The organism is Cupriavidus sp. USMAHM13 (assembly GCF_001854285.1).
Taxonomy (GTDB): domain Bacteria; phylum Pseudomonadota; class Gammaproteobacteria; order Burkholderiales; family Burkholderiaceae; genus Cupriavidus; species Cupriavidus malaysiensis.
The window spans coordinates 1,138,143-1,155,144 of the sequence record NZ_CP017752.1 but is presented as its reverse complement, the minus strand read 5'-3'; the positions used below and the strand labels follow the sequence as shown (position 1 = coordinate 1,155,144).

Annotated in this window: 17 protein-coding genes and 1 pseudogene; 10 read left to right on the top strand and 8 right to left on the bottom strand. The window is 70.0% G+C overall.

Annotation, left to right across the window (positions count from 1 at the left end):
- The first annotated feature begins 13 nt into the window (after window positions 1-13).
- Together BKK81_RS23465 and BKK81_RS23460 are read left to right on the top strand one after the other, a co-directional pair.
- Window positions 14-703: an ArsR/SmtB family transcription factor gene (locus tag BKK81_RS23465; RefSeq protein ID WP_071018136.1), complete on the top strand. Its 690-nt coding sequence runs from the start codon at window positions 14-16 to the stop codon at window positions 701-703.
- 95 nt (window positions 704-798) lie between these two features.
- Window positions 799-1,305 carry a DUF6630 family protein gene (locus BKK81_RS23460; RefSeq protein WP_071018134.1) on the top strand — a complete coding sequence of 169 codons (507 nt, stop codon included), beginning with the start codon at window positions 799-801 and terminating at the stop codon, window positions 1,303-1,305.
- A gap of 34 nt (window positions 1,306-1,339) precedes the next feature.
- Here BKK81_RS23460 and BKK81_RS23455 read toward each other — a convergent pair whose 3' ends face one another.
- Complete coding sequence (locus BKK81_RS23455) at window positions 1,340-2,323, bottom strand: LysR family transcriptional regulator (protein WP_071018132.1); 984 nt, start codon at window positions 2,321-2,323, stop codon at window positions 1,340-1,342.
- Window positions 2,324-2,574: 251 nt separating this feature from the next.
- Between BKK81_RS23455 and BKK81_RS23450 the strand changes: the two genes are divergently transcribed.
- The 3 genes from BKK81_RS23450 to BKK81_RS23440 are packed head-to-tail and all read left to right on the top strand — an operon-like array spanning window position 2,575 to window position 5,360.
- The gene (locus tag BKK81_RS23450) at window positions 2,575-3,198 is read left to right on the top strand and encodes a TetR/AcrR family transcriptional regulator (RefSeq protein WP_071018131.1); all 624 of its coding nucleotides are present in this window, start codon (window positions 2,575-2,577) and stop codon (window positions 3,196-3,198) included.
- A gap of 59 nt (window positions 3,199-3,257) precedes the next feature.
- The gene (locus BKK81_RS23445; protein WP_071018129.1) at window positions 3,258-4,673 is read left to right on the top strand and encodes a carotenoid oxygenase family protein; all 1,416 of its coding nucleotides are present in this window, start codon (window positions 3,258-3,260) and stop codon (window positions 4,671-4,673) included.
- A 60-nt stretch (window positions 4,674-4,733) separates the two neighbouring features.
- Window positions 4,734-5,360 carry a hypothetical protein gene (locus BKK81_RS23440; RefSeq protein WP_197524047.1) on the top strand — a complete coding sequence of 209 codons (627 nt, stop codon included), beginning with the start codon at window positions 4,734-4,736 and terminating at the stop codon, window positions 5,358-5,360.
- Window positions 5,361-5,660: 300 nt separating this feature from the next.
- Here BKK81_RS23440 and BKK81_RS23435 read toward each other — a convergent pair whose 3' ends face one another.
- The 3 genes from BKK81_RS23435 to BKK81_RS23425 all read right to left on the bottom strand — a co-directional run bounded on the left by BKK81_RS23435 (window position 5,661) and on the right by BKK81_RS23425 (window position 9,372).
- Complete coding sequence (locus BKK81_RS23435; protein ID WP_071018127.1) at window positions 5,661-6,746, bottom strand: Zn-dependent alcohol dehydrogenase; 1,086 nt, start codon at window positions 6,744-6,746, stop codon at window positions 5,661-5,663.
- 114 nt (window positions 6,747-6,860) lie between these two features.
- Window positions 6,861-8,462, bottom strand: a complete 1,602-nt coding sequence (locus BKK81_RS23430) for a phospholipase D family protein (protein ID WP_071018125.1) — start codon at window positions 8,460-8,462, stop codon at window positions 6,861-6,863.
- A 31-nt stretch (window positions 8,463-8,493) separates the two neighbouring features.
- The gene (locus BKK81_RS23425; RefSeq protein ID WP_083384378.1) at window positions 8,494-9,372 is read right to left on the bottom strand and encodes a mechanosensitive ion channel family protein; all 879 of its coding nucleotides are present in this window, start codon (window positions 9,370-9,372) and stop codon (window positions 8,494-8,496) included.
- 229 nt (window positions 9,373-9,601) lie between these two features.
- Here BKK81_RS23425 and BKK81_RS23420 point away from each other — a divergent pair, with 229 nt between their 5' ends.
- The 4 genes and pseudogenes from BKK81_RS23420 to BKK81_RS23405 all read left to right on the top strand — a co-directional run.
- Window positions 9,602-11,131 (top strand): amino acid permease, encoded by a 1,530-nt coding sequence (locus BKK81_RS23420; protein WP_071018123.1) that lies wholly within the window; start codon window positions 9,602-9,604, stop codon window positions 11,129-11,131.
- Window positions 11,132-11,309: 178 nt separating this feature from the next.
- On the top strand, window positions 11,310-13,004 hold the full coding sequence (locus BKK81_RS23415; RefSeq protein WP_071018122.1) for an amidohydrolase: 1,695 nt from the start codon (window positions 11,310-11,312) through the stop codon (window positions 13,002-13,004).
- 173 nt (window positions 13,005-13,177) lie between these two features.
- Window positions 13,178-14,092, top strand: a complete 915-nt coding sequence (locus BKK81_RS23410; RefSeq protein ID WP_071018120.1) for an ATP adenylyltransferase family protein — start codon at window positions 13,178-13,180, stop codon at window positions 14,090-14,092.
- A gap of 96 nt (window positions 14,093-14,188) precedes the next feature.
- Window positions 14,189-14,493 (top strand): annotated as a pseudogene (locus BKK81_RS23405) (Bug family tripartite tricarboxylate transporter substrate binding protein); the annotation flags it as partial.
- 43 nt (window positions 14,494-14,536) lie between these two features.
- Here BKK81_RS23405 and BKK81_RS23400 read toward each other — a convergent pair.
- The 4 genes from BKK81_RS23400 to BKK81_RS23385 all read right to left on the bottom strand — a co-directional run bounded on the left by BKK81_RS23400 (window position 14,537) and on the right by BKK81_RS23385 (window position 16,196).
- Window positions 14,537-14,803 carry a hypothetical protein gene (locus tag BKK81_RS23400; RefSeq protein WP_071018116.1) on the bottom strand — a complete coding sequence of 89 codons (267 nt, stop codon included), beginning with the start codon at window positions 14,801-14,803 and terminating at the stop codon, window positions 14,537-14,539.
- 68 nt (window positions 14,804-14,871) lie between these two features.
- The gene (locus tag BKK81_RS23395) at window positions 14,872-15,141 is read right to left on the bottom strand and encodes a Txe/YoeB family addiction module toxin (RefSeq protein WP_071018114.1); all 270 of its coding nucleotides are present in this window, start codon (window positions 15,139-15,141) and stop codon (window positions 14,872-14,874) included.
- Complete coding sequence (locus BKK81_RS23390; protein WP_071018112.1) at window positions 15,138-15,401, bottom strand: type II toxin-antitoxin system Phd/YefM family antitoxin; 264 nt, start codon at window positions 15,399-15,401, stop codon at window positions 15,138-15,140. Before BKK81_RS23390 ends, BKK81_RS23395 begins: the two co-directional genes overlap by 4 nt.
- Window positions 15,402-15,476: 75 nt before the next feature.
- Window positions 15,477-16,196: an aspartate/glutamate racemase family protein gene (locus tag BKK81_RS23385; protein WP_071018110.1), complete on the bottom strand. Its 720-nt coding sequence runs from the start codon at window positions 16,194-16,196 to the stop codon at window positions 15,477-15,479.
- A 288-nt stretch (window positions 16,197-16,484) separates the two neighbouring features.
- On the opposite strand from BKK81_RS23385, the gene yiaA reads away from it, so the two are divergent.
- Window positions 16,485-16,964, top strand: coding sequence for an inner membrane protein YiaA (yiaA, locus tag BKK81_RS23380; RefSeq protein ID WP_071018109.1), 480 nt, complete (start codon window positions 16,485-16,487; stop codon window positions 16,962-16,964).
- Window positions 16,965-17,002: the final 38 nt, after the last annotated feature.

Genomic DNA, 17,002 nt, shown 5'->3' with positions numbered 1-17,002 from the left:
CCTGGGGGAAACCATGGAATACACGCCTGGCATCAGCCAGCTCGCCGGCCTGCTGGCCGACCCCGGCCGCGCCGCCATGCTGTGGGCGCTGATGGACGGCAGCGCGCGCCCGGCCGGCGAACTGGCACTGATCGCTGGCCTCTCCGCCTCGTCGGCCAGCGGCCATCTGGCGCGCCTGGCCGAGGGCGGGCTGGTGGCGATGCAGGCACGCGGGCGCAGCCGTTTCTACCGGCTCGCCGCGCCCGAGATCGGGGTCGCGATCGAGGCGCTGGCGACGGCCTCGCTGGCCAGTCCGCCGCCGCGCCTGCGCGCGCTGCCGGCGTCGCGCGGCGCGCCCGCCGCGCTGCGCCAGGCACGCACCTGCTACGACCATATGGCCGGCGAGCTGGCGGTGGGGCTGTTCGAGCGCATGGTGCGGGCGCGCTGGCTGCACCTGGCCGGAACCGGCGTGGAGTTGACCGAAGCCGGCGCCGCGGCCATCGGCGGACTCGGCGTGGACCTGGAGGGCGCGCGCCGCCGCCGGCGGCAATTTGCCTGCACCTGTCCGGACTGGAGCGAGCGCAAACCCCACCTGGGCGGCGCGCTCGGCGCCGCGCTGCTCGACGGTTTCCTCGCGCGCGGCTGGGTGGAACCGGTGCGCGGCTCGCGCGCGCTGCGCCTGACGCCGGGCGGCCAGCGCGAGATCCCGCGCCTGGCGGGCTGACGGCGCGCCGCGATCCGGCTAACATCGCGGGCCGGCCCCATGCATGGCGGCCCGCCTCACCCTGCTCCACCCAGACTTCCCCTGCGCCCGACACAATGCCTCTCGACGACGACCACGACGACCTCCGGTTCACCCTGGAACGCCTGCTCGCCCTGATCAATCTCGACGACCCGGCCGTCTGCGCCGACCAGCTCGCCACGCTCGAAACGCGGCTGGACGACGATCCCGATGCCACCGAGGGCGAGGCGCTGGCCGCGCTGATCAAGGAGGTGATCGACTGGGAATCGGGCTTCTGCGTCGGCGCCGATGACACTGCCGGCTTCGTCGGCTGCATAGGCCACCTCTGCGCGCGCCTGGACTTCGAGCCGGACTGGGGCGTGGAAGACCCCGAGGATCCCGCCCTGCTGGAGGACAACAGCGTGTCCGAGCTGATGGAGCTGGTCCATGCGCAGCTGCGCGTGGCCGGCTACACGCTATGGGCCTGGGACACCGGCGGCGACGCCTATGCCGGCTGGATCACACGCAGCGAGGACGATCCGGAGATGCTGGACGTGGCGCACAGGCTGGGCCTGCACGTGCACAGCGCCGACCGCGCCGGCTGAACCAGAGCTGCACCAGGCCTGCATCGGGACCGGGTCAGGGCTGGAGCGCGGACGCGACACGCGGCGCGCCGTCCTCGTCGGGCAGGTCGCCCAGGCGGATGCCGGCCGCCGCGCCGCCGCGCGCATCGGGCACGCCCAGCGTCTCCTCCAGCACATCGAGGAAGGCGCGCACGCTGGCGGGCATCAGTTTGCGGGCCGGCATCAGCACATAGACCTTGAGTTGCGAGGAGGTGTAGGCCGGCAGCAGGCGCACCAGCCGCCCCAGCTCGACCTCCTCTCCGGCAAAGCGCGAGGACAGGCGTGCCACGCCCAGCCCTTCGGTGGCGGCCTTGAGCCGCAACTCCGCATTGTGGGTGGCGACACGCGGCTGCACCGGCAGCCGCGCCACCTCCACGCCGTCATGCATCACTTCCCACTCGGTGTCGCCGGCATCGCCCAGGGTCGGCCAGCCGGCCAGGTCCTGCGGCACGCGCGGCAGCCCGCGCATGCGGATCAGGTCGGGCGAGGCGTAGAAGCAGCGCTCCACCAGCACCACGCGCTTGCTGGCGAAAGAGGAATCCGACAGTCCGGTGTGGGTCATGACGAAGGCGAGGTCGTAACCCTGCTTGATCAGGTCGGGCTGGTCCCAGGTGACATCGACTTCGACGCGCAGCCCGGGATGCAGCTTGAGCAGGCGCAGCAGGCTGCCGGACAGGTGGGACGAGCCGACCTCGTAGGGCGTGGCGATGCGCAGGGTGCCGTTGACCTGCTCGCTGACCGAGACGGCCTCGGCGCTGATCTCGCGCAGCGCGCTGAAATGCGGCGCGACGCGTTCGTAGAGCTGCTGGCCGCGCTCGGTGATGCGCACGCGCCGGGTGGTGCGCTCGAACAGGCGCACGCCCAGTTCGGTCTCGAGCCGGGACACGGCGGCGCTGGCCGACGACTTGGGCACATCCGCCAGTTCCGCGCCGAGCGTGAAACTGCCGCCTTCCGCCACCCGGCAGAAGATCTCCCAGTCCTTCCAATCGATCGTCTTCATTCGCAAGCCTCGCCGCCTTCGCCCGCACCGGCGCTGGAAAGCGCGTCAGCTGCGGCCGGCCATTGTCCCACAGGGCGAACAATGCTGCAGCGCAGTGCCGCAAGCACGGCGGGCGGTGCCGGCGTACCGGCATCACTGCTACGGCATCCCCGCCTTTTCCTTGACAATTTACACCGTATATTTACACTGTAAATAATCGTAGTGATACCGCGGAACCGGCCCGGCCGGAGCGCGCACGTTCCTGGAATGCCATGGCCAAGTCCCTGACCCAACCCGAGATCGATGCCTTCAAGGCACGCCTGTGCGAGGTGGCCGAGCGCCGCTTCGCCGAGGGCGGCGTGGCCAGCGTCAGCATGCGCCAGCTGGCCGAGGAACTGGGCTGCAGCCCGATGACGCCTTACCGCTACTTCCGCGACAAGGAGGACATCCTCGCCGCGGTGCGGGCGGCGGCCTTCGACCGCTTCGCCGACGCCATGGAAAACGCCGGCACCGGCATCGAAGACCCCATCGAGCGCGCGCGCGCCTCCGGCCGCGCCTACCTGGATTTCGCCTTCTCCCAGCCGAACGCCTATCGGCTGATGTTCGACATGTCGCAGCCCGACGACGGCCGCTACCCGGAACTGCAGCGGGCCGGCGAGCGCGCCCGCCGCACCATGGGCGCCCACCTGCAGATGCTGGCTGAACGCGGCCAGATCCATGGCGACCCGCAGGTGCTCAGCTACGTGGTCTGGGCGGCCGTGCACGGCCTGGTGGTACTGCACCTGGCCGGCAAGCTGCCGGAGTCCCCCGATTTCCGCACCATCCACGGCGAGATGATGCGGCTTCTCGTGCAAGGCATGCGCACGCCGCCGGCACCCGCCGGCGACACGCCCTGACCAGCCCTGCCAAGCCACCGGCCGCGCCGAGCCGCCCCCACACACTGCAGGAGACATCGATGAGCCAGCCCTTCCCGTCCGTCCCCTACCTGACGGGCAACTTCGCCCCCATCCTGATGGAATGCGACGCGCCGGACCTGCCGGTCAGCGGCGAGCTGCCGCGCGCGCTGCGCGGCACGCTGTACCGCAACGGCCCCAACCCGATGTTCGCGCCGCGCGACGACTTCTATCACTGGTTCATCGGCGACGGCATGGTGCATGCCTTCGAGATCGGCGACGGCCGCGCCAGCTACCGCAACCGCTGGGTCCGCACCGAGAAGCTGCGCCGCGAGCAGGCGGCCGGCTGCGCCCTGTTCGGCAGCTGGGGCAACCCGGCCACCACCGATGCCTCGGTGCAGGAAGTCGACGGGCAGGGCGTGGCCAACACCAACATCCTGTGGCACGGGGGCAAGCTGCTGGCGCTGGAGGAAGCGCATCCGCCGATCGCGCTCGACGCGCGCGAGCTGACCACGCTGGGTCCGCTGCGCTACGAGAGCGACCTCGGCGGCCACGCGCTCGGCAAGATGACGGCCCACCCGAAGATCGACCCGCGCACCGGCGAGATGGTGTTCTTCGCCTATGCGGCCGACGGCCCCTTCACGCCGTCCATGCTGTACGGCAAGCTCGACAGCGCCGGACACCTGACGCACCTGGAGCGCTTGCTGGCGCCCTACCCGAGCATGGTGCACGACTTCATGGTGACGCAGCACTACGCGCTCTTCCCCATCCTGCCGCTGTCCGGCAGCATGGACCGCGCCATGCGCGGCGAGCCGGCCTACGCCTGGGAACCGGACAGGGGCTCCCACATCGGCATCCTGCCGCGCAGCGGCGGCGCCGCGCGCATGCGCTGGTTCCGCAACGATGCCTGCTATGTGTTCCACGTGATGAATGCCTGGGAAGACGGCAGCAAGATCATCGCCGACGTGATGCAGTACGACAGTTCACCGCTGTTCAACCCCGGCGCCGGCCCGGCCGGCACCTCGGCGCGCCTGTGCCGCTGGACCTTCGACCTGGAAGGCAACAGCGACACCTTCACGCGCACCTGGCTGGACGACCTGCCCGGCGAATTCCCGCGCTTCGACGAGCGCTTCGCCATGCAGCCCACCCGCCACGGCTATTTCGCCTGGCGCGGGCACGAGAGCACCGAGCGCAGCGTCTTCGACGGACTGGCCCACTTCGACGCCGTCACCGGGCAGCGCAGGACCTGGCTGCTGCCGGAGGGCGACGGCCTCTCCGAACCGGTCTTCGTGCCGCGCGCCGACGACGCGCCCGAGGGTGACGGCTGGCTGCTGGCGACGGTCTACCGGGGCGCCGACAAGCGCAGCGACCTGGCGGTCTTCGACGCCACCGACATCGCGCGCGGTCCGGTGGCCCTGGTGCACCTCTCGCACCGGGTGCCATTCGGCTTCCACGGCAACTGGCGCAGCCACGGCTGAAGCCGGCCGTCCACGTCTGCCGATGCACGGATCCCCGGACACAAGGACAAGGAGCACATCATGGGCATGCTGACCGGCTTCGCGCCATTCATCGCCTTTTTCATCGCCATGCGCCTGGCCTCGCCGCTCGCCGGCCTGGGCGCGGCCTTCCTGGTCTCGCTGCTGCTGTGCGCGCGCATGCGGCGGCGCGGCGAATCGCTGAAGACGCTGGAGGTGGGCAGCCTGCTGCTGTTCGGCGCGCTGGCGGCCTATACCCTGGTACTGTCGCCGGCCTGGACAGTGGCGACCGTGCGGCTGGTGGTCGACAGCGGGCTGCTCGCCATCGTGGTCGTCTCGCTGGCGATCGGACGGCCGTTCACGCTGCAATATGCGCGCGAACGGGTACCGCGCGAATACTGGGACTCGCCGCGCTTCCTCGCCGTCAACCGCCATATCACGCTGGCCTGGGCCGTGGCGCTGGCGGTGATGGTAGCGGCCGACGCCGCCGCCGAATACGCCAGCGCGATCCCGCTGTGGATCGACATCGCCGCGACCATCCTGGCCTTCGCCGGCGCGGTGACCTTCACCATCCGCTACCCGCAGGCGGTACGGCGGGCGGCGATGGCACAACCAGCGCCGGCCCTCTCCCCCGGCCCCTCTCCCGCGAGCGGGAGAGGGGAGCAAACCGGCGCGGCGCGAATTCCGTAGCACTGGACGAAGCCGACGATGCGCCAACACCGATCGCCAAGCAAACGGTCTTGGCTCCCTCTCCCCGCACGGGCAGAGGGTGGGGGAGAGGGGTGGTTCAGCAAGGCGCCACATCCAACGAAGCCGTCGGTGTGATCCAGCACGTGGGCATAGAGACGAAGCCGATGGTGTGATTCCACCCGTCACGACCAGCCAGCGCCTGCCCTCACCCCCGGCCCCTCTCCCGCGAGCTGGAGAGGGGAGACAACCAGCGCGGTGCGAACGCTGCCGTACCGGACGAAGCCGCCGGCCAGCCCTCGCCTACTGCTCGAACAAAATCACCGAACGCGCCAGTTCCCCGCGGCGCAGTTCGTCGAAGGCGTCGTTGATCTGCTCCAGCGGCATGCGCTGCGAGATCAGCTGGTCGAGCTTCAGTTTGCCCGAGAGGTAGAAGTCCACCAGGCGCGGCATGTCGACGGGAAAGCGGTTGGAGCCCATCATCGAGCCCTGGATGCGCTTCTCGGCGAGGAAGTCGGTGCCCTTGAGCTCGACCTTCTGGCCCGGCGGGATCATGCCGATCACGGTGGCGGTGCCGCCCCGGCGCAGCATGCCAAAGGCCTGCTCGGCGGTCTGCTTCAGGCCGATGGCTTCGAAGGCGTGGTGCACGCCGCCGCCGGTCAGGGCGCGCACGGCTTCCACCGCGTCGGTGGCGCCGGCGTCGACCACGTCGGTGGCGCCGAACTGGCGGGCCAGTTCGAGCTTGCCGGGCACGCGGTCGATGGCGATGATGCGGCCGGCGCCGGCAATGGCGGCGCCGTTGATGGTGGCCAGGCCGATGCCGCCGCAGCCGATCACGGCCACGGTCTCGCCCGGCTGCACCTTGGCGGTATGGACCACCGCGCCCACGCCGGTGGTGACAGCGCAGCCGATCAGCGCGGCACGGTCCAGCGGCATGTCGCGGCGGATCGCCACCAGCGCGTGCTCGTGGATCAGCATCTGCTCGGCGAAGGCGGACAGGTTCAGGAACTGGTTCATGTTCCCCTGCGGCGCGAGCAGGCGCGGCTCCTCGCCTTCGGCGCGCCTGGTATCGGGCGCCACGCACAGCGACAGGTGACCCGTCAGGCAGAACTCGCAGTGGCCGCAGAAGGCCGACAGGCAGGTGATGACGTGGTCGCCGGGCTTGACCGTGCGCACCAGCGAGCCGACCTGCTCGACCACGCCGGCCGCTTCGTGGCCCAGCACGGCCGGCAGCGCGGTCGGATAGGCGCCGTCGACGAAGTGCAGGTCGGAATGGCATACCCCGACCGCCGCGGTGCGGACCAGCACTTCGTGCGGTCCCGGCTTGGAGATGGCGACGTTTTCGATCACGAGAGGGGTCTTGGGCTGGTGCAGGACAGCGGCTTTCATGCTTCTCCTCTGGGCTTCGCGTTGGGAAGGGCCGGCGCGCGGCGCGGGCACGAGGCACCACCATACCCCCGAAACGGGATTCGGTGAAGCGCCGCGCGGGTGGCCGAAGCCTGGCTACAGTTCGCGCTCTGCCGTCAGCAAGCGCAGCAGGTCCAGGCCGATCTGCTGCGGCACCGAGACGCCGGGTTCGCTGTCGTAGGTGACCAGCAGCCCATGCTCGCGCGTGGTCCAGGCCAGTGGTGGCGCGCTGTCCGGCGCGCTGTCCGGCGCGATGTCCGGCCCGCTCTCGGGCGGGCGCAGCTCCACCTTGTAGGCCATGTCGAGCAAGTTGGGATCCACGCCGCGCGCGATGTGCTCGCACAGCGCGGCGCTGTCGAGCACGATACCCATCTCGGTGTTCAGGCGCGCCGAGCGCATGTCGAGGTTCAGCGAGCCGACGAAGAGCAGGTGCTGGTCGACCATGTAACCCTTCGCGTGCAGGGTCGCGCGGCTCGAGCTGAACAGGCTGCGCGGCCCGCGCCCCTCCAGGTCGCCATAGGCGGAGGGCTTGAGCTCGTAGAGTTCCACCCCCGCCTCGAGCAAGGGCCGCCGGTACGGCGCGTACGCCGCGTGCACCGCCTTGATGTCGGTGGCGGCGAAGGAGTTGGTCAGGATCCGCACATGCACGCCGCGGCGTGCGATCGCCGCCAGCCATTCGGTACCGCCCTCGCCCGGCACGAAGTACGGCGACACCAGGGCCAGGTCATGCCGGGCCCCTCCAAGCAGCTTGGCAAGCTGGTTGATGGCGTGGGTGGGATTGTCTTCCGCCGTGCGCAACACCTTGTCGGGGCGGTCGGCGATCACCGCGGCACGTCCGCTGAACACCGGCATGCGGCCGCGGCGGATACCGGCCGCCAGGCCGGAATCGAGCAACTCCTGCACGTAGGGGCTGGTGCGGGCCTGGCGTCCGGCGGCGGCCAGGCGCCGGCGCACCTTGTCCAGTTCGTCCCCGCCCTGCCCGTCCTTGCCGAAATGGATCAGCGACGCCGCCGGATAGGCGGCCGCGCTGTTCCAGTAGTCGTCGAACACCGCCGACACCTGTGGCACCACGGGGCCGGCGGCGAGCAGGTCGAGGTCGCTGAAGTCCACCTGGGGGGCGGCGGCGAAGTAGGCATCGGACACATTGCGGCCACCGACGATGGCGAACTGGTTGTCGGCGATCATGGCCTTGTTGTGCATGCGGCGGTCCAGGCGATGGAAATCACCGATGAAATCCATCCAGCGCGCCCCGCGGTTGGCGAAGGGATTGAACAGCCGTACCTGGATGCGGGGGTGCGCATCGAGCGCTGCCAGCAGCGCGTCGTGGCCGTCGGTATGCAGGTCGTCCAGCAGCAGGCGCACGCGCACGCCGCGATCGGCCGCGGCCAGCAGCTCGCCGATCAACGCGGTACCGGAGGCGTCGGCATCGAAGGCGTAGTACTGCAGGTCGAGCGTGCGGGTGGCGGCGCGCGCCAGCACCAGGCGCGCGGCCAGGGCATCGGGCCCGGACGCCATCGGGTAGAACAGCGAATCGCCGGGATGCTCGGCCAGCTTGGGCGCCACCGCCTCGCCCAGCGGCGTGCCGGCGGTGGCGGCGTAGCCCAGGGCGTGGGAAGGCGTGCGCTGCACATCGCGGGGCAGGCTGGCGCAGGCAGCGAGGAGGAAGGTGGCGCACAGCACGGCAAGTCTGGCCGACATGAGGAATCCTCCTTGCTGCGGCGCACCAGGATCAGGGCACGGGATCCGGCGCGGCGGCCTGCGGGTTCGGTTCGCGCCTGCGCGGCACGCCAGGGTCTGGCGCTCCGTCGGCGCGGTGGAAGGCACGGATGATGTGCTGCGCCACGCGCACCCGCCCGATCACCGGCGCCGGGAAACGCAGCAGCGCGTCCATCCGGCCCGGTCCGGCCGGTTCGAACAGGACGCGCGGCTCGAACTGCGACAGGTCGACGAAATGCATGTCGCCATGATGGCGCAGGCTGCGCCCGGCCTCTTCCAGGAAGTCGGCGCACGCCAGCCGGCCGATGGCGACCAGGCGGGCTTCCACCGCCTCCGGGTCGGCCCCTTCGGCGAGCGGGAAGCGCACCTGGTCGAGTGTGTACTTGCCGGTCCGGGAATGGTTGCGCACCGCCGTGGTCAGCAGCAGGCTGTTGGGAATCTGCACCGTGAAGCCGGTGTACTGGCGCGCCGAGCCGACCTCGACCAGGGTCGTGGTCAGCACGTCCTGGTCGATCACCTCGCCGCAATGGGGCCCGATCTCGACCAGGTCACCGAGCTGGAAGGGACGCGACATCATGCGCATGAACGCCCCCAGGAAGCACATCACGAGTTCCTTGCCGACCAGCAGGATGGCCGCCGCGAAGGCCGCCAAAGAGATCGCCACGCTCTTCAGCTCCGACACCCAGATGCCCAGCAGCAGCAGGAACACCACGGCCGCCACCAGGTTGCGGCTGGCCACGGTCCAGGCGCGATAGTTGTCGCGCGTGTCGGCCTGCTGGCGGCCGCGGAAGAAACGGTTGACCAGCTTGACGACGATCACGCCGCCCAGCACGATGAGCGCGCTCAGCAGTACATCGAACCACAGGTTTTCAGTCTTGATCGGAAGGTCCATTCGCTAGCCGGATGTTGCAGCGCCCACAAGCCGCGGCCAGGCCGCCGCGGTGGCGCACATTGTTGATTCTAGCGGCAGCGCGGCACCCCCGCGCGCTTTGCGCACGACGCGTTTTCTCTTATGATGCCGCCCGACGTACCGGCCGGCAGGCACTGGCCGGCCCCCGACCGGCATCATCCGCACGGGCCGGCCCGCCGCGGGCGGCGCCCGGCCCAGAACACAAGGCCCAATGGACAGCCAGCAACCCCGTACCGGCGCCCCCGTGCCCGCCCTGCGCCGCGCCCTCCGTGCGCGCCATCTCACCATGATCGCCATCGGCGGCTCGATCGGCACCGGCCTGTTCGTCGCTTCCGGCGCCACCATCGCCCAGGCCGGCCCGGGCGGCGCGCTGGTGGCCTACCTGCTGGTCGGCGCCATGGTCTATTTCCTGATGACCAGCCTGGGCGAACTCGCCGCCTACATGCCGGTGTCGGGTTCCTTCGCCACCTACGGCGCGCTCTACGTCGACGAGGGCTTCGGCTTCGCGCTGGGCTGGAACTACTGGTACAACTGGGCGGTAACCATCGCGGTGGAGCTGGCCGCGGCGCAGCTGGTGATGCAGTACTGGTTCCCCCATACGCCCGGCATCCTGTGGAGCGCGCTGTTCCTCGCCGCCATGTTCCTGCTCAATGCGATCTCGGTGCGTGGCTTCGGCGAGGCCGAATACTGGTGCGCGCTGGTCAAGGTGGTCACCGTGGTGGCCTTCATCGGCATCGGCCTGCTGATGATCTTCGGCATCCTGCGCGGCGACGCCGGCGGCATGCCGGCCGGGCTGGCCAACCTCACCATCGGCGACGCGCCCTTCGTCGGCGGCCTGCCGGCCATGATCGGCGTGGCCATGATCGCCGGCTTCTCCTTCCAGGGCACCGAGCTGATCGGCGTGGCCGCGGGCGAGTCGGCCGAGCCGGCCAAGAGTATCCCGCGCGCGGTGCGCCAGGTGTTCTGGCGCATCCTGCTGTTCTACGTGCTGGCCATCCTGATCATCGGCATCCTCGTCCCCTACACCGACCCCAGCCTGCTGAAAAGCGACGTGCAGACGGTCGGCGTGAGCCCCTTCACGCTGGTATTCCGCCACGCCGGCCTGGCCTTCGCCGCCGGCGTGATGAACGCGGTGATCCTGACCGCCGTGCTGTCGGCGGGCAATTCGGGCATGTATGCCTCGACCCGCATGCTCTACAACCTCGCCACCGAGGGCCGCGCACCGCGCGTGTTCGCGCGGCTCACGCGCAACGGCGTGCCGATGCCGGCGCTGCTGGCCACCACCGCCGTGGGCGCGCTGTGCTTCCTCACCTCGTTGTTCGAAAGCCAGTCGGTCTACCTGTGGCTGCTCAACCTGTCGGGCATGACAGGCTTCATCGCCTGGCTGGGCATCGCCATCAGCCACTACCGCTTCCGCAAGGGCTTCGTCGCCAAGGGCCTGGACCTGTCGCGCCTGCCCTACCGCTCGCCCTTCTTCCCCTACGGGCCGCTGTTCGCCTTCGCCCTGTGCATGGTGATCACGCTGGGCCAGAACTACCAGGCCTTCACCCAGGGCCGCGTCGACTGGCTGGCGGTGGCCGCCACCTATGTCGGCATCCCCGTCTTCCTGCTGATCTGGCTGGGCTACCGGCTGGTGCGCAAGACGCGCATCGTGCCCTATGCCGCGATGCACTTCCCGCCGCTGCCGGCGCGCGCCACCGGGCTGCCCGACGCGGGCGCCGCGGCGGCGGCGGCCGAGTAATGGCCGTACGGGCCGCCCCCCTTGGCGGGGCGGCGGGCGCGCCGGGTTCCGCAACGGGCACGACGGAAGACCGGCGCAAGCGAACACAAGCAGAAGGCAGGTCCACTGCCCGCAACAGGACGCATCCCGACGCGTACCACAACAAGCCATCCCAAGGCACAACACAAGGAGAACCGCTTTGACGCACCGTACCCGCACCACGCTGGCCGCCCTCGCCGCCAGCCTCGCCTTCGGCGTGCCCGCCGGCGCCCAGGCCGCCCCCACCCTGGTCGAATCCGTGCAGGGCTACACGCTGCAGGACGGCAGGCTGGCCACCTTCACCGGCCTGGTGTTCGACCAGGGCAAGGTGCTGGCCACCGGCGACGCCTCCGCGCTGCGCGCCCGCTATCCGGACGCCGCCCGCGTCGATGGCGGCGGCAAGACGCTGCTGCCGGGCCTGATCGACGCCCACGGCCACGTCTTCCGGCTGGGCTTCAAGACCACCGAGATCTCGCTGTCGGGCACCAGGGACCTGGCCGAGGCGCAGGGCCTGATCCGCGCCTATGGCGCCAGGAACCCGCAGCGCCAATGGCTGCTGGGCTATGGCTGGAACCAGGTCAACTGGAAGCTGGGCCGCTTCCCCACCGCCGCCGAGCTGGATGCCGCCGTATCCGACCGCCCGGTGCGCCTGATCCGCGTCGACGGCCACGCCGCCTGGCTCAATACCAAGGCGCTGCAGGCGGCCGGCATCACGCGCGAGACCAAGGATCCGGCCGGCGGCCGCATCGAGCGCGACGCCGACGGCAATCCCACCGGCGTGCTGGTCGACAAGGCCATGGCCCTGGTCAACGAGGTGATCCCGCCCTACTCGGACGACGACCGCCGCGCCGCGCTGGCCGCCGCCGTGGCGCACCTGAACGCGCTCGGCCTGACCGCCGTGGGCGACGCCGGCGTGACCGCCGCCGAGGACCGCATCTACCGCGAATTCGCCGACCAGGGCAAGCTGACCACGCGCATCTACGGCATGATCCGCGACGTCGGCGACGACTTCAAGGCGCTTTCGGCCAAGGGGCCGCTGGTCGGCTATGGCAACGACCGCTACAGCCTGCGCGCGGTCAAGCTGTACGGCGACGGCGCGCTGGGCAGCCGCGGCGCCGCGCTGATGGCGCCCTACTCGGACGACCACGTCCACAGCGGCCTGCTGTTCATGAGCGACGCCGCCATGCAGGCCGCGGTCAAGAGCGCCATCCGCGCCGGCTACCAGGTCAATGTGCACGCCATCGGCGACGCCACCAACCACCAGGTGCTGGACGCCATGGAAGCCGCCTTCAAGGAGGTGGGCGGGCGCGAACTGCGCAACCGCATCGAGCATGCGCAGGTGATCGCACTGCCGGACATCCCGCGCTTCAAGCAGCTCGACCTGATCGCCTCGATGCAGCCCACCCATGCCACCAGCGATATGAACATGGCGGAGGACCGCATCGGCAAGGAACGCATCAAGGGCGCCTACGCCTGGCAGACGCTGCTCAGGCAGGGCACCGTGATCGCCGGCGGCTCCGATTTCCCGGTGGAATCGGCCAACCCCTTCTATGGGCTGCACGCCGCCGTCACCCGCACCGACCACGAAGGCCGGCCGATCCAGGGCTGGCATCCGGAAGAGGCGATGACGCTGCCGCAGGCCTTCCGTGCCTTCACGCTGGACGCGGCCTACGCGGAACACCAGGAGAAGACGCTCGGCTCGCTGGAGCCGGGCAAGTGGGCCGACTTCATCCTGGTCGACCGCGACCTGTTCCGGGTGGCGCCGGCGGACATCTGGAAGACACGGGTGCTGCAGACCTGGGTGGCTGGCCAACGCGTCTACGTGAACGAGAACGTGAACGCGAAGCTGGACTGAGCGGCTGCGGCCGGCTCCGGTCTTCCATGGCCGGAAAGCGGCCGGGGCGCCGCGTGCGCTGCCGGGCGCATGCGGGCCGGCCATCTTCACCGGCGCCGCTCCTTGTGGGATAGTCGGGAGATGCGGACGGCGGCGCCACGCCGCCGCCGTCTCCGTTTCGGCAGGGCGGCCCGATGATCCCGCACCCTTCTCGCTTTTTCGCCCCCGGCACCTTGTGGCCGGCCATCCTGCGCCAGGCCGAGCGCGCCCGGCACAGCGGCGCGCTGCAGCCGATCGAGACCGGTACCGTGCTGATCGACGATGGCGGCGTGCGCTTCCAGGTACGCCAGGTCTCGAGCCTCGCCCGCAAACCCGTGGCGACGCAGGCGCCGCACCGGGCCACCGCCGACCCCTTCCTGCCCCATGACCCCGAACTGTTCGTCGCCGACGTGGGCCCGGCTCACCTGGCGCTGCTCAACAAGTTCCATGTCATCGACCACCACCTGCTGATCGTCACGCGCGCCTTCGTGCCGCAGGAGACGCTGCTGGACCTGGCCGACTTCGCCGCCTTGTTCGCCTGCCTGGCCGAGTTCGACGGCCTGGGCTTCTACAACGGCGGCACCGTGGCCGGCGCCAGCCAGCCGCACAAGCACCTGCAGGTGGTGCCGCTGGCCGGCCTGGGCGGCACGCCGCCGATGGTGCCGCTGCTGGACGCGGCGCCGGCCAGCGGCACGCACCCCCATGTGCGCCGCGCGCCCGGCCTCGCCTTCGCCCACGCCTACGCACCGCTGACCACGCTGCTGCCGCCGGAACGCATGGCGCGCGTGGCGCTGGCGCGCTACCGGGAACTGCTGGAGGCCGTCGGCATCGAGGCGCGCGCGACCGAGGCGGGGAACCTGCAATCCGCGCCCTACAACCTGCTGGTGTTCCCGCGCGGCATGCTGCTGGTGCGGCGCGCGGCGGAGCATGTGGCGGGTCTGTCCGTCAACGCGCTGGCCTATGCCGGCTCGCTGTTCGTGCGCGACGCGGCGCAACTGACGGCGGTGGCCACGCTGGGACCGATGGCGGTCCTGCGCCAGGCGGCCGCGCCGGATGACGGCCACGCTTGAGGCTTGCCTGGGACGTGCCTCGGACGTGCCTGGGACGTGCCTGAAGCGCGCTGGGGCTGGTCGCCCTCGCCTTCCAGGTAGATGCGCGCCAGGTGCCTGCCGGAACTGCCCGGGGTGCCCGCCGTGGCGGAATCCGGCTTGCCCGGCTTCGAAGCGTATTCGTGGATCGGTATTCGTGGATCGGCATCTTCGCACCGGCCGGCACCCCGCCGGCGACGCTGCGCAAGCTGACCGCCGACTTCCAGGCCGCGCTCAACGATCCCGAGACCCACCGCAAGCTGACCCAGGCCGGCTTCGAGGTGATGGCCAGCGACGGCCCCGCGCTCGACCGCTACGCGCGCGAACAGTACGAACGCTGGAAGGGCTTCGTGGCGAAGACGGGCCTGAAGCTGGAGGAATAGGGAACAGCGAATGGGCCGACGTGCGCTGGCGAGCGCTGGCGCCTCAGAAGTCGACGCTGGCCGATGCCGGCGCCGCGATGCGCACGCCGAAGCTGGTAATGTCCGGCAACGTCGCATTGTGGTGGGCGAAGATGCTTGCCACCGGCGCATGCGGCTTGTCGCGCGTGGTGTGCGCATCCGCCACCAGCGAGATGGCATAGCCCAGCCCTGCCACGCGCGTCCAGCCAATCCTGCAGCGGCGTGCGCATCGCGACGCCGGATCGAACAGGACTTGCTGGACGTCGATGACGAGCAGGGCGGAGGTGGTCATGACAAGGCGCAACGGTACGCACGCGATGAGCCGGCACCACGGTACTGCTGCGCGAGCCGAGGCGTTCCCTACTTGGCGCCGTAGTGCAGGCGACAGGCAATGATGGTCAACTCGTCATCGTTGGCGTGATAAACGAGACGGTTGGTATTGTCGATGCGGCGCGACCAGTAGCCGGACAGATTCCCCGTCAGGGGCTCAGGCTTGCCGACTCCATCGAAAGGGTTACGCGTGGTGTCCTGGATGAGCTGATTGATTCGCTTGAGCGTCTTTCTGTCCTGTCCTTGCCAGTAGAGATAGTCATCCCACGCGTCGGGCATGAAGACCAGCTGGCGCGTCATGCCGCGTCCGGATCGATCAACTCACGCTCCACCCCCTCGCCCCGGCGATGCTGCTCGATGGAGCGCAGCAAGCGCTCCGCATTGGCCGGCGAACTGAGCAGGTACATGGTTTCCATCCAGCTGTCGTACTGTTCCTGCGACATGATCACGGCATTGGGCGCATCGCGCCGTGTGATCAGGATGGCATCGTGATCGGCGATGGCCTGGTCGATCACGGCCTTCAGGTTGTTGCGGGCATCGGAGAAATGAACGGTGCGCATGGCTCGCCCCCACTGAACTTGTTCAACTGATTGTACAAGTATAGCAGGCATCGGCCGCAGCGCAGGCCCGCGGTCTCACAGGCGGGAGCGCTCCGGTCGGACGGCGTCGCCCAGCGCGCGCCGCAGCGCCGCGCGCGCCAGCAGGCGGGTGGAGTCCAGCGTGGGCAGCGCCGAATTGGCGTCGCCGATGATCAGCGGGATCTCGGTGCAACCCAGCACCACGGCGTCGCAGCCGCGCTCGCGCAGGCCTTCGATCACACGCTGGAACACGCGTACCGAATCCGCTTCGATGCGTCCCGGCACCAGTTCGTCCATGATGATGCGCGCGATCGCATCGCGCTCGCCGGGCTCGGGCCGCACGCAGGCCAGACCGGCCCTGGCCAGGGCGTCCGGGTAGACCTCGCTGTCGACCAGCCAGCGCGTGCCGGTCAGGCCCAGGCGGCGGTAACCGCGCCCGGCGGCCTCGGCGGCGACCACCTCGGCAATCGACAGCCAGGGCAGCGGCGAGCGCGGCAGCACCTCGGGCAGGGCCTGGTGGATGGTGTTGTCGGGACAGATCAGGAAATCGGCGCCGGCCCGCGCCAGCTTATGCGCCGAGGACAGCATCAGTTCGGCGACGCCGCCGCGATCGCCCGCCTCCAGGCAGCGCACGTAGTCGGCCAGCGAGTGGCCGTGCAGCGAGACTTCCGGGTGGCCGTGCGGCCCCAGCCAGTGCGCGCCCTCGCTGCAGAGGGTGCGGTAGCAGAGCGCGGCGCCTTCGGCCGAGCAGGCAACGATTCCAATGTGTTGTGGCATGTGAGTATCTCCCGTTTCGGTGTCCCGTTTCGGTGCGCAGGCCCGGCCAGCCCACCGCATGTGCCGGTCGACGCACAAGCCGGCAGCCTACATCAAGTGGCCGGCCGGCGCAGCGGACGGTGCGGCAGGTGGAGTGGGGCGGACCGGCGGCACCGACACGGGGCCGCGGCCGGCAGAGTCCGGCATCTGAGATTCCTGAATCGGTTTCGGACGCGTCCCAAACATCCCTGCAAGCGCTTTCGCCATGATGATCCGCCTCCGCAGGCCTCCCTTTCCCACCCCGACCACATGACGACGCCCATCCCCCAGCCCACCTCCTTCGCCTTCGTCGCGGCCTCCTGGGCCGCGCTGCTCGCCGGCCTCGTCGCCTTCCTGATCGGCCTGTTCAACGCCGACATGCAGCTCAACGAGAAGGGCTACTACTTCACCGTCCTCGCCTATGGCCTCTTTGCTGCGATCTCGGTGCAGAAGAGCGTACGCGACCGGCTGGAGGGCATTCCGGTGACAGGCATCTACTACGGCCTGAGCTGGGCATCGACCCTGCTGGCGGTGCTGCTGCTGTGCGTCGGCCTGTTCAACGCAACCCTCGCGCTGAGCGAGAAGGGCTTCTACGGCATGGCCTTCCTGCTCTCGCTGTTCGGCGCCATCGCCGTGCAGAAGAACACCCGCGACCTTCAGACAGCAAGGCCCGCGCCGCTCGACCCTCCTCCGCTACCGGCGCACGACGGCGCCGCGTCCGCTCGCCACGACGAGCGGGAAGACTTCTGAAACCGCGCCCATCCGCCGCTTTCAGCGCGGAAAACACG

What these genes read in the sequence shown, in the direction of transcription:
- yiaA (WP_071018109.1), top strand. Translation starts at nt 16,485, where the DNA reads ATGACGACGCCCATCCCCCAGCCCACCTCCTTCGCCTTCGTCGCGGCC.
- BKK81_RS23440 (WP_197524047.1), top strand. Translation starts at nt 4,734, where the DNA reads ATGGGCATGCTGACCGGCTTCGCGCCATTCATCGCCTTTTTCATCGCC.
- BKK81_RS23395 (WP_071018114.1), bottom strand. Translation starts at nt 15,141, where the DNA reads ATGACGCGCCAGCTGGTCTTCATGCCCGACGCGTGGGATGACTATCTC.
- BKK81_RS23455 (WP_071018132.1), bottom strand. Translation starts at nt 2,323, where the DNA reads ATGAAGACGATCGATTGGAAGGACTGGGAGATCTTCTGCCGGGTGGCG.
- BKK81_RS23420 (WP_071018123.1), top strand. Translation starts at nt 9,602, where the DNA reads ATGGACAGCCAGCAACCCCGTACCGGCGCCCCCGTGCCCGCCCTGCGC.
- BKK81_RS23425 (WP_083384378.1), bottom strand. Translation starts at nt 9,372, where the DNA reads ATGGACCTTCCGATCAAGACTGAAAACCTGTGGTTCGATGTACTGCTG.
- BKK81_RS23400 (WP_071018116.1), bottom strand. Translation starts at nt 14,803, where the DNA reads ATGACCACCTCCGCCCTGCTCGTCATCGACGTCCAGCAAGTCCTGTTC.
- BKK81_RS23430 (WP_071018125.1), bottom strand. Translation starts at nt 8,462, where the DNA reads ATGTCGGCCAGACTTGCCGTGCTGTGCGCCACCTTCCTCCTCGCTGCC.
- BKK81_RS23445 (WP_071018129.1), top strand. Translation starts at nt 3,258, where the DNA reads ATGAGCCAGCCCTTCCCGTCCGTCCCCTACCTGACGGGCAACTTCGCC.
- BKK81_RS23450 (WP_071018131.1), top strand. Translation starts at nt 2,575, where the DNA reads ATGGCCAAGTCCCTGACCCAACCCGAGATCGATGCCTTCAAGGCACGC.
- BKK81_RS23390 (WP_071018112.1), bottom strand. Translation starts at nt 15,401, where the DNA reads ATGCGCACCGTTCATTTCTCCGATGCCCGCAACAACCTGAAGGCCGTG.
- BKK81_RS23465 (WP_071018136.1), top strand. Translation starts at nt 14, where the DNA reads ATGGAATACACGCCTGGCATCAGCCAGCTCGCCGGCCTGCTGGCCGAC.
- BKK81_RS23410 (WP_071018120.1), top strand. Translation starts at nt 13,178, where the DNA reads ATGATCCCGCACCCTTCTCGCTTTTTCGCCCCCGGCACCTTGTGGCCG.
- BKK81_RS23460 (WP_071018134.1), top strand. Translation starts at nt 799, where the DNA reads ATGCCTCTCGACGACGACCACGACGACCTCCGGTTCACCCTGGAACGC.
- BKK81_RS23385 (WP_071018110.1), bottom strand. Translation starts at nt 16,196, where the DNA reads ATGCCACAACACATTGGAATCGTTGCCTGCTCGGCCGAAGGCGCCGCG.
- BKK81_RS23435 (WP_071018127.1), bottom strand. Translation starts at nt 6,746, where the DNA reads ATGAAAGCCGCTGTCCTGCACCAGCCCAAGACCCCTCTCGTGATCGAA.